The 8,210-nt window shown below is 70.2% G+C and carries 8 protein-coding genes; 1 reads left to right on the plus strand and 7 read right to left on the minus strand.

Features of this window, described 5'->3' with window-relative positions; all coding sequences use genetic code 11:
* Positions 1-45: 45 nt before the first annotated feature.
* The 6 genes from AB0E77_RS27680 to AB0E77_RS27705 are packed head-to-tail and all read right to left on the minus strand — an operon-like array spanning position 46 to position 6,092.
* On the minus strand, positions 46-1,161 hold the full coding sequence (locus tag AB0E77_RS27680) for a substrate-binding domain-containing protein (protein WP_361575484.1): 1,116 nt from the start codon (positions 1,159-1,161) through the stop codon (positions 46-48).
* Between the two features lie 54 nt (positions 1,162-1,215).
* Positions 1,216-1,929, minus strand: coding sequence for a hypothetical protein (locus tag AB0E77_RS27685; protein WP_361575487.1), 714 nt, complete (start codon positions 1,927-1,929; stop codon positions 1,216-1,218).
* Positions 1,926-2,837 carry a carbohydrate ABC transporter permease gene (locus tag AB0E77_RS27690; protein ID WP_361575490.1) on the minus strand — a complete coding sequence of 304 codons (912 nt, stop codon included), beginning with the start codon at positions 2,835-2,837 and terminating at the stop codon, positions 1,926-1,928. Before AB0E77_RS27690 ends, AB0E77_RS27685 begins: the two co-directional genes overlap by 4 nt.
* A complete protein-coding gene (locus AB0E77_RS27695; protein ID WP_361575493.1) occupies positions 2,834-3,763 on the minus strand; it encodes a sugar ABC transporter permease in 930 nt (309 codons plus the stop codon). Before AB0E77_RS27695 ends, AB0E77_RS27690 begins: the two co-directional genes overlap by 4 nt.
* Positions 3,760-5,022 (minus strand): extracellular solute-binding protein, encoded by a 1,263-nt coding sequence (locus AB0E77_RS27700; protein WP_361575496.1) that lies wholly within the window; start codon positions 5,020-5,022, stop codon positions 3,760-3,762. The genes AB0E77_RS27695 and AB0E77_RS27700 overlap by 4 nt, the downstream gene beginning before the upstream one ends.
* Positions 5,023-5,072: 50 nt before the next feature.
* A complete protein-coding gene (locus AB0E77_RS27705) occupies positions 5,073-6,092 on the minus strand; it encodes a hydroxyacid dehydrogenase (protein WP_361575499.1) in 1,020 nt (339 codons plus the stop codon).
* 383 nt (positions 6,093-6,475) lie between these two features.
* Here AB0E77_RS27705 and AB0E77_RS27710 point away from each other — a divergent pair, with 383 nt between their 5' ends.
* Positions 6,476-7,912, plus strand: a complete 1,437-nt coding sequence (locus AB0E77_RS27710) for a BNR repeat-containing protein (protein ID WP_361575502.1) — start codon at positions 6,476-6,478, stop codon at positions 7,910-7,912.
* A gap of 77 nt (positions 7,913-7,989) precedes the next feature.
* Here the strand turns inward: AB0E77_RS27710 and AB0E77_RS27715 are convergent.
* On the minus strand, positions 7,990-8,210 hold a 221-nt coding region (locus tag AB0E77_RS27715; protein ID WP_361575505.1), incomplete at its 5' end, for a substrate-binding domain-containing protein.

Genomic DNA, 8,210 nt, shown 5'->3' on the forward strand with positions numbered 1-8,210 from the left:
ACGCGGCCCGACGGCCGTGCGGCACGGCCGTCGCCGCGTCCCCGGTCAGAGGACGTCCGGGTCCTGCTCCGTGCCGCAGGACTCCCTGACCACGACGTTCGGCCAGAGTTCGACGCGGTGCACGGGCCACTCGCCGCTCACGTCGGCGAGCCGGGCCAGGGCCAGTTCGGAGGCCAGCATGCCGAGCCGGTGCTTCTGGGGCCGCACCGCGGTCAGCGGCGGGTCGGATGCGGCCCCGATCTCGTCGTCGTACGTCACGACCGCGAGGTCGCGGGGGACGCCGATGCCCAGCTCCCGGGCCTGTTCGATCAGGCCGATGGCCTCGCGGTCCGAGTGCACGAGCAGCGCCCGGACCCCGAGGCCGGCCACCTGCTTCAGGGCGTCGGTGTAGGCCTGCGCCCACCCCGGGGCGCCGTACGACGGTATCTCCATGTCGAGGCCGTCGTGCGGGGGGAGCCCGAGGGCGGCCACGGCGTCCTGCCAGCCGGTGCGCAGCGCCTTGCTCGTGGGGCTCCGGCGCGTGGTGAACAGGGCGACCCGGCGGTGCCCGAGGGTGACCAGGTGCCGGACGGCCAGCCCGGCGCCGTGCGGATGGGCGGTGGTGGCCGCATCCAGCGCGAGGGTGGCGAGGGCCTCCGGCGGACGCCGTTCGAGGAGGACGACGGGGACGGCCGACGACCCGAGCCAGCGCATCAGTTCCAGCGCCGCGTCCCCCGAGGTGGTCGGGGCGACCAGCAGCGCCTGGACGCCCCGGTCCAGCAGGAAGGAGACCTGGCGTCTGTCCTCCGCCGCGTCGTCGTAGCGGGAGGCCCGCATGATGAGCCGGCCGTCGGCGGCGGCGACGGCCGTCTGGGCGCCCTGGATGACGGGCGGCCAGTAGTACTCCACCGACGGCACGACCATGCCCACCAGCGCCCGTGTCGCCATCGGGCCGTAGGGGCCGGACAGCGCTTCACGGGCCGGCCGGCCCTGGACCCGGTGCGGCAGGGCGATGCCGCCGTGCACGCGCTGGACGAGCCCGCGGTCCGCCAGCAGGGTCACGTCCCTGCGGACGGTCACCGCCGTGACGCCCAGCTGGTGGACCAGGTCCGCGAGCCGCACCACTCCGTGTTTCCGGACGGCGGCGAGGATTCTCTGGTGGCGTTCGGCAGCCAAAGGCATCGCCCGGACTCCCTCCACGTGACACCTCCGCACGAGGCACGCAGGCACTCGACACTACCGTTGCCGGCCGGCATCGGGTTCCCACCGCCAGTTCCGCCGGACCACGAACAGCACACAGCCCGGCAGGACCGCCAGGCCCGGCAGCGGGGCCTGGTTGACGAGGTGGAGGCCGGCCGTGATCAGGACGAGGTTGACCGCGGAGGCCCGCCAGTGCCGCACCACGGCGAACGGCGCGGACAGGAGGATCCCGCGCCCGCTCGCGGCCCCGGCCGCCACCCGGGCGAGGGCGGCGACGGCGGACAGGAGCGCCAGGACGGCGACGACCGCGGCCATCGGGACCAGAGCCGGGCCGGCCGTGGTCGGGCCGAGGAAGGCGATGTCGGCGACGGCGACGGCGGCCACCGGCAGGAACACCGCGCTGACGGACGACGCCCGGCGGAAGTGCCGCCGGTAGGCCCGGGCGTACGCACGGACGGTGGGCGTCTCGTCGCCCGTCCCCTCCAGACAGGCGAAGGCCGCCGCGAGCGACGGGCCCGTGAGGAGCAGCAGCGGCCCGAAGACCAGCGGATGCCGCCAGGGCTGGTGACTCACCTGAAGGGCGGCGAGCAGCGGCAGGTTCGCCGCCGCCATGCCGAGGTTGACGACCAGGACCCGGTGGACGTGGGCCCAGACCAGTTCCCAGGAGCCGTAGGTGACGTTGAGCCGGAGTCCCGGCCCGGTGGCGGATGCGGCGGCGCCCCGGCCGCCCGTGGTCGCTCCCCCGGTCATCCCTTGACCCCGGTGGTGGCGATGCCGCGGACGAAGTAGCGCTGCCCCAAGAGGAAGATCACGAGGATCGGCAGGACGGACAGCACCGAGCCGGTCATGATCATCGCGTAGCGGGCGTCGTACTGGCCGATGAACGAGCGCAGTCCCAGCTGCACGGTCCACAGGCTGTTGTCCGTCAGATAGATGAACGGCCCCATGTAGTCGTTCCAGGTGTTGACGAAGGTGAGCAGCGCCAGGCTCGCGAGGGCCGGCTTGGACAGCGGCAGGACGATGCGTGCCCAGATGCCGTACTCGCTGAGCCCGTCCAGCCGGGCGGCCTCGCTGATCTCGTCGGGGATGGTCAGATAGAACTGCCGCATCAGGAAGACGCCGAACGGTCCGAACGCCTGGAGCAGGATCAGCGACAGGTGGGTGTTCACCAGGTCCAGCTTCTGCATGATGATGTACTGCGGGACCATGTACGCCTGCCAGGGCACGGCGATGGTGGCGATGTATCCGGCGAAGAGCAGGTCACGGCCGGGGAAGCGCATCTTCGCGAAGCCGTAGGCCGCGAAGCTTCCGGTGAGCACCTGGAGGAAGGTGATCACGACGCTGAGGAAGAGCGAGTTGCCGAGGTAGGCGGCGAGCGGGATGTCGGTCCAGATCCGGCGGAAGTTGTCCCAGTGCCACTCGCGGGGGATCCACTCGATGGGCACGGTGAACACGTCCCGGTCGGCCTTGACCGAGGAGACCATCATCCAGATGAACGGCAGCAGGATGAGCAGCGCGACCGCTGTCACTGCCGCGTACAGGGCGACACGTCCGGCGGTCCGCAGCGCGCGGCGGGGCCCGCCGTGCCGCGGCGGGGCCGCTGCCGGCGGCGGCACGGAGGTGCGGGTGCTGTCCTTCCGCAGCACGGTGGTGTTCATCGCTCGCTCCTTCGCTGGATCCGGAACTGGACGGCCGTGATCACCAGGCAGATCACGAACAGGGCGAGGGAGACCGCGGAGGAGTAGCCGAAGCGGCCGTGCGTGATGCCCTCTCTGAAGATGAGCTGGGACAGCACCAGCGTGGAGCGGCCCGGGCCGCCCTCGGTCATGACCTGCACCAGGTCGAAGACCTTGAAGCTCTGGATGGTGACCATCACGGTCACGAAGAAGGTGGTGGGGCGCAGGTTGGGCAGGGTCACGTGCCAGAACCGCTTCCACGGCCCGGCCCCGTCCACCCGGGCGGCCTCGTACAGCTCCGCGGGCACGGTCTGCAGACCGGCCAGGAACAGGACCATGTAGTAGCCCATGTCCCGCCACACGCTGGTGACGATGAGGGCCGGCATGGCCCAGTCGGGCGAGGTGGTCCAGCCCGGCGGGTCGTCCACGCCGACCGCCCGCAGGAACTGGTTGACCGGTCCCACCTCGGGGCTCAGCAGCATGTTCCACACCACGGCCACGGCCACCAGGGAGGTGATGTACGGGAAGAAGAACGCCGTCCGCAGGACCTTCACGCCGCGCATCTTCTGGTTGAGCAGGACCGCGAGGCCGAGGGACACGGCGAGGGTCAGGGGGATGTGACCGGCGGCGTAGTAGCAGGTGTTCTCCAGTGCCGTCCAGAAGTTGGCGTCGTTCCACAGCCGGCGGAAGTTGTCGAGGCCCGCCCACCTCGGTGAGCTGTAGGAGTCCCAGTGGGTGAACGAGACCGCCAGCGCGCCGAGGACGGGCACGAGGGTGAGGAGGGCGAAGCCGAGGAAGTTGGGGAGGATGAACGTCCACCCGATCAGTGCGGTGCGGCGGCGCCGGCGCCTGCCCGCCACGTCGTGCGCGGCGGAGGGGCGCCGGACCGGCGGTGATGCCAGGGTCACTGCACTTCGCTCCTCACGCGACGGCCCATCTCGTCGAGGCCGGCGCCGACGGACTTCTCGCCGCTCATGACGAGTTCGTGCTCCTCGGTGAGGATCTGGTCGATGTCGGAGGACTTCTCGCTGACGGGCATCTCGAGCTGCACCTTGCCCGGTGCCATGGCCTGGCGGGAGACGCGGTCGCCCGGCATGCCCTCGACGCCGAAGAAGGTCTCCATGACCTTGTCGTCGGAGTAGGCGGGGACGACGCCGACCTTGGCGATGGCGGCGGCGCCCTCGGGTCCGGACGCCCACATCACGAACTTCTCGGCGGCTTCGGCGTTGCGGGCCTTCTTGTTGACCGCGAACGCGGTGGGCGAGCCGAAGGTGACGGTCTCGCCGCCCGCCCGGACCTGCGGGATCGGTGCCATGGCCCAGTCGACGTCGTTGGTGCCCGCGGCCTCGGACGCCAGCAGCTTGGACGCGAACCAGGTGCCCATCGGGATCATGGCGGCCTTGCCGGTGGTCATCTGCGAGTCGTAGGTGATCTTCTGGCTGGACGCCGTGGAGAACGGCAGGGTGGCCCCGGACTTCTGGAGGTCCAGCGCGACCTCGTACTGGTCCTTCATGAACCCGTAGTCGCCGCCGAGCAGATCGCCCCCGGTCTGGGCGGCGGCGATCGCCTGGACCACCGACCGCCAGGTCTGCAGATAGGTGCCGTACACCTTGGACGAGCCCGACCCCTTGGTGGACTCCTTCGCCAGGTCGGCGAACTGCTTCCAGGTCAGGTGGGAGAGGTCGGCGTCCTTGACCAGGGCCTTGTTGTAGTAGAGCACCCAGAAGTCCTGCCGGAACGGCACGGCGTAGTACTTGCCGTCCAGGTCGAAGTCCTTCAGGCCCGCATAGGACTGCTGCGGCAGTTCGGCGACCTGCCCGGTGAGGGGCTCGAGCTGGCCGCGGGTGGCGTAGCGGGCGTAGTCGGTGACGTTCTTCATCGTCAGCACGTCGGTGGTGTCACCGCCGGCCAGCATCGTGGTGACCTTGTCCGGGTAGTCGTCGGCGAGGATGTCGACCGGCTGGACGTCGATGTCGGGGTACTTCGCCTCGAAGCCCTCGATCAGCGCCTTGAACTCCGGTGTGGTGTCGTAGTTCCACAGCGCGAGCTTCACGACGGTGCGGCCGTCGGACGAGGTGCTGCTGCCACTGGCGTCGCAGCCGGTGGCGAGCAGGCTCGCGACCACGGCCAGTGGCGCGAGTGCGGCGAGGTTCTTCTTCATCTGCATCTCGGTGGCTCTCCTTCGAGCGGTGGTTGTGCTGGGGGAGGCTGTGGGTTTCAGGCGCTGAGGCCGAGCGCCCAGTGCTCCGCCGTGATCTCCGTCCGGAACGGCTCCTGGCGGGTCCAGCGGGACAGTTCGTCGAGCACGTGGTCGGTCAGCCGTCCGATCTCCGTGCCCAGGGATCCGGCGATGTGCGGAGTGACCATCACGTGTCCGACCCGACGCAGAGGTGAGTCGGCGGGCAGCGGTTCGGGGTCGGTGACGTCGAGGATCGCGAACAGCCGCCCGGAGGCGCACTCGCGCGCCAGGGCGTCCGCGTCCAGGAGGCTGCCGCGGGCGGTGTTGACGACGGTCGCGAAGTCGGGCAGCCGGCTCAGCTGGGCGGCGCCGATCAGGTGCCGTGTCTGCGGGAGTTCGGGCGCGTGCAGGGACAGCACGTGGACCTGCGGCAGCATCTCCTCGAGGTCCACCAGCCGGGCACCGGCGCGTGCCACCTCGTCCGGATCGGCGTAGGGGTCCGCGACGAGGCAGGTGGTGCCGCTGACCACCTTGAGCAGCTCGGCCACCCGTCGGCCGATCCGCGAGAAGCCCACCAGGCCCACGGTGCGCCGGTAGTTGGACAGGTCGCCGTACCCCTGGACGGCGCCCCACCCCCGGAATGCCTGCTCCGCGTCGGCGGCCAGGAACGGGGCCTTCTTGCCGGCGAAGATGATGGCGGCCAGCGTGTACTCCGCGACCGGCACCGCGTTGGCGTCGGCGGCGCTGGTGACCCGGATGCCCCTGCGCCACACCGCCGGGGAGACCAGGTGCCGCACGCTGCCGGCGCAGTGCAGCACGGCGCCCAGCCGGGGAGCCGCGGCGAGCCGCTCCTCGGTCAGCGTGGGGGCTCCCCAGGAGGTGACGAGCACTTCTGCCCGGGCCAGCCGCGCTCGCGCCCGGTCCGAGTCGAGTTCGTCGGTCCAGCACTCCTCGTCCGTCGCCACCAGTGCGGCGAGGCGGTCCCGTCGCGTCGGGTCGAAGTGTGCTTCGAAGCTCGACCTGCTCATCACGACCAGAGCATGGGGCTTGGTGCGCATGGAGTACGGGCTCCTCTTCCTCGGCACGGGGATCGAACGCGTTCCGCCGGTGTCCGGCCGGAACCTGCGGGGTCAGGAATAGTCGGCCGGTCCGCGACACGACCAGAGCAGCAGCACGAAACGAAGAGAATCGATCAGATACGAACATCGTGCAGGGTGTGCCACCCCCGTCGCGGGACACTCCCGAGCCCTCGATGGATTGAACGTTTCAATTACAGTGACGACCGAGTTGTCGGCCACTAGCTCTCGATCGTCACCCCAGCCGCCCTCTTGATCTGCGAACTCCAATTTTCACCGTCGTACGCATTGACGCCACGGTCCCACCCCACTTAACTTCCCGGCAACCCCACTGAAACCTTTCACTTCCGCCGGAGAAAAGAACCATGAAGCGTCGCATGTTCCTGACCGGTGCCCTGCTGGGTGCCGCGTCCGTTCCCGCGTTGGCCGGAATCGGCGCCACGGGCTCGGCCCGCGCCGCCGCCCCCGCCCCCTCGGTCACCCTCAAGGGCTCCTCGCTGCTCGACTCGCAGGCGCTCTTCTTCGTCTCCTACGACGGGCTGGTGAACAACAACGCCTTCCAGAAGAACGGCCTGCTGACCTACAACGGCCACCAGTACGCGGCGTGGTACACCGCCGACCGCAACGCGGTGGTCGGCCGCCGTGCGGTCGGCGCGAGCACCTGGCAGACCGTCAAGGCCGGTCACACCCTGCGCTACAACGACTCCCACAACGTCATCTCCATGGGCATCTCCCGGACCGACGGCCGGCTGCACCTCAACATGGACTCGCACAGCGACGGGTTCACCTACGTCAAGTCGGTCGCCGGACTGATGGACGACCCGGCGGGACTGAGCTGGACGGCCGCCCGCTTCGGAGCCCCGCAGTCCACCCTGGACGGGCTCACGCTGACCTCCCAGTTCACCTACCCGCAGTTCGTCGCCACCCCCGAGGGCGGGCTCCAGCTCAGCTACCGCGCCGGCATCTCCGGCAACGGGCGCAACGCCCTCGCCGAGTACGACCGTTCGACGTGGACGAACCTGGGCGAGTGGTCCAGCTCGACCGGCACCTACACGAGCGAGCACGGTTCCTCGACCGCCCGCAACATGTATCTGCACGGCATCGACTACGACCGCAACGGCCGTCTGCACGCCCTGTTCACCTGGCGCGAGCAGTCCGGCTCGGTCATGTGCAGCGGCGGCGGCATCACCAACCACGACACGGGCTACGTCTACTCGGACGACCGCGGACGCACCTGGCGCAACAACGCCGGCGCGGTCGTGGGGGTCACCGGCGGCTCCGACAAGGTGGCCGTCACCGACTCCGGGCTCGTCGTCGACGCGCTCAACCCGGACCACTCCCTGATGAACCAGGAGAGCCTGACCACCGACTCGGCGGGCCGTCCGCACGGCATCATCAGTTACGTCCCCGGCCGCTACGGGCAGTGCACCACGAACTACGTCGCCGACCGCACCGCGAACGGCCGTGCCTTCCTGGTCAGGAAGAGCGCCTCCGGCTCCTGGCAGAAGACCGAGATCCCCGTGCCGCTGGGCTCCAGCCAGCGCACCAAGCTGATCCTCGACAAGTACGACAACGCCTACGCGGTCTTCCCCTTCGGGCGCATCGCGGGCGCCTCCTCGGCGTCCGGTCACACCGACTGGCGGATCCTGTACGACGGTGCCGGGCTGAACGCCTTCGGCGAGGTCGTCATCGACGAGACGCGGGTCGCCCAGGACGGGGTCCTGTCGTTCATGTACCAGGAGAAGTCCAGCGGCACGACGCCGTCGGCCCTGAGGGTCGTCGACTTCGCCCTGCCCGCCTGACCGTCACGACACCGACGAGGCGCACCGCGCGGGGCCACGGCCTCGCGCGGTGCGCCTGGTCGGTGTGGGGTGCGCCCTCAGCGGGCGGACAGGCTGGAGTGCCTGACGACCAGTTCCGGCTGCAGCACCACCTGCCGGTGCTCATGCGTTCGCCCCTTGCTCCGTGCCTCGGTGTCCTCCAGCAGGAGACCGGCGGCCAGCGTGCCCATGGTGACGGCGGGCTGGCGTACGGAGGTGAGGGGGACGGCCGCGGCGGCGGCGAACTCGATGTCGTCGTAGCCGACGATGGCGAGGTCGT

The sequence above is a fragment of the Streptomyces sp. NPDC032940 genome (assembly GCF_040636935.1).
Classification (GTDB): domain Bacteria; phylum Actinomycetota; class Actinomycetes; order Streptomycetales; family Streptomycetaceae; genus Streptomyces.

Bases quoted from the DNA above. Each gene is read 5' to 3' on its own strand.
- AB0E77_RS27700 (WP_361575496.1), bottom strand. From the start codon at position 5,022: ATGCAGATGAAGAAGAACCTCGCCGCACTCGCGCCACTGGCCGTGGTC.
- AB0E77_RS27680 (WP_361575484.1), bottom strand. From the start codon at position 1,161: ATGCCTTTGGCTGCCGAACGCCACCAGAGAATCCTCGCCGCCGTCCGG.
- AB0E77_RS27710 (WP_361575502.1), top strand. From the start codon at position 6,476: ATGAAGCGTCGCATGTTCCTGACCGGTGCCCTGCTGGGTGCCGCGTCC.
- AB0E77_RS27690 (WP_361575490.1), bottom strand. From the start codon at position 2,837: ATGAACACCACCGTGCTGCGGAAGGACAGCACCCGCACCTCCGTGCCG.
- AB0E77_RS27705 (WP_361575499.1), bottom strand. From the start codon at position 6,092: ATGCGCACCAAGCCCCATGCTCTGGTCGTGATGAGCAGGTCGAGCTTC.
- AB0E77_RS27685 (WP_361575487.1), bottom strand. From the start codon at position 1,929: ATGACCGGGGGAGCGACCACGGGCGGCCGGGGCGCCGCCGCATCCGCC.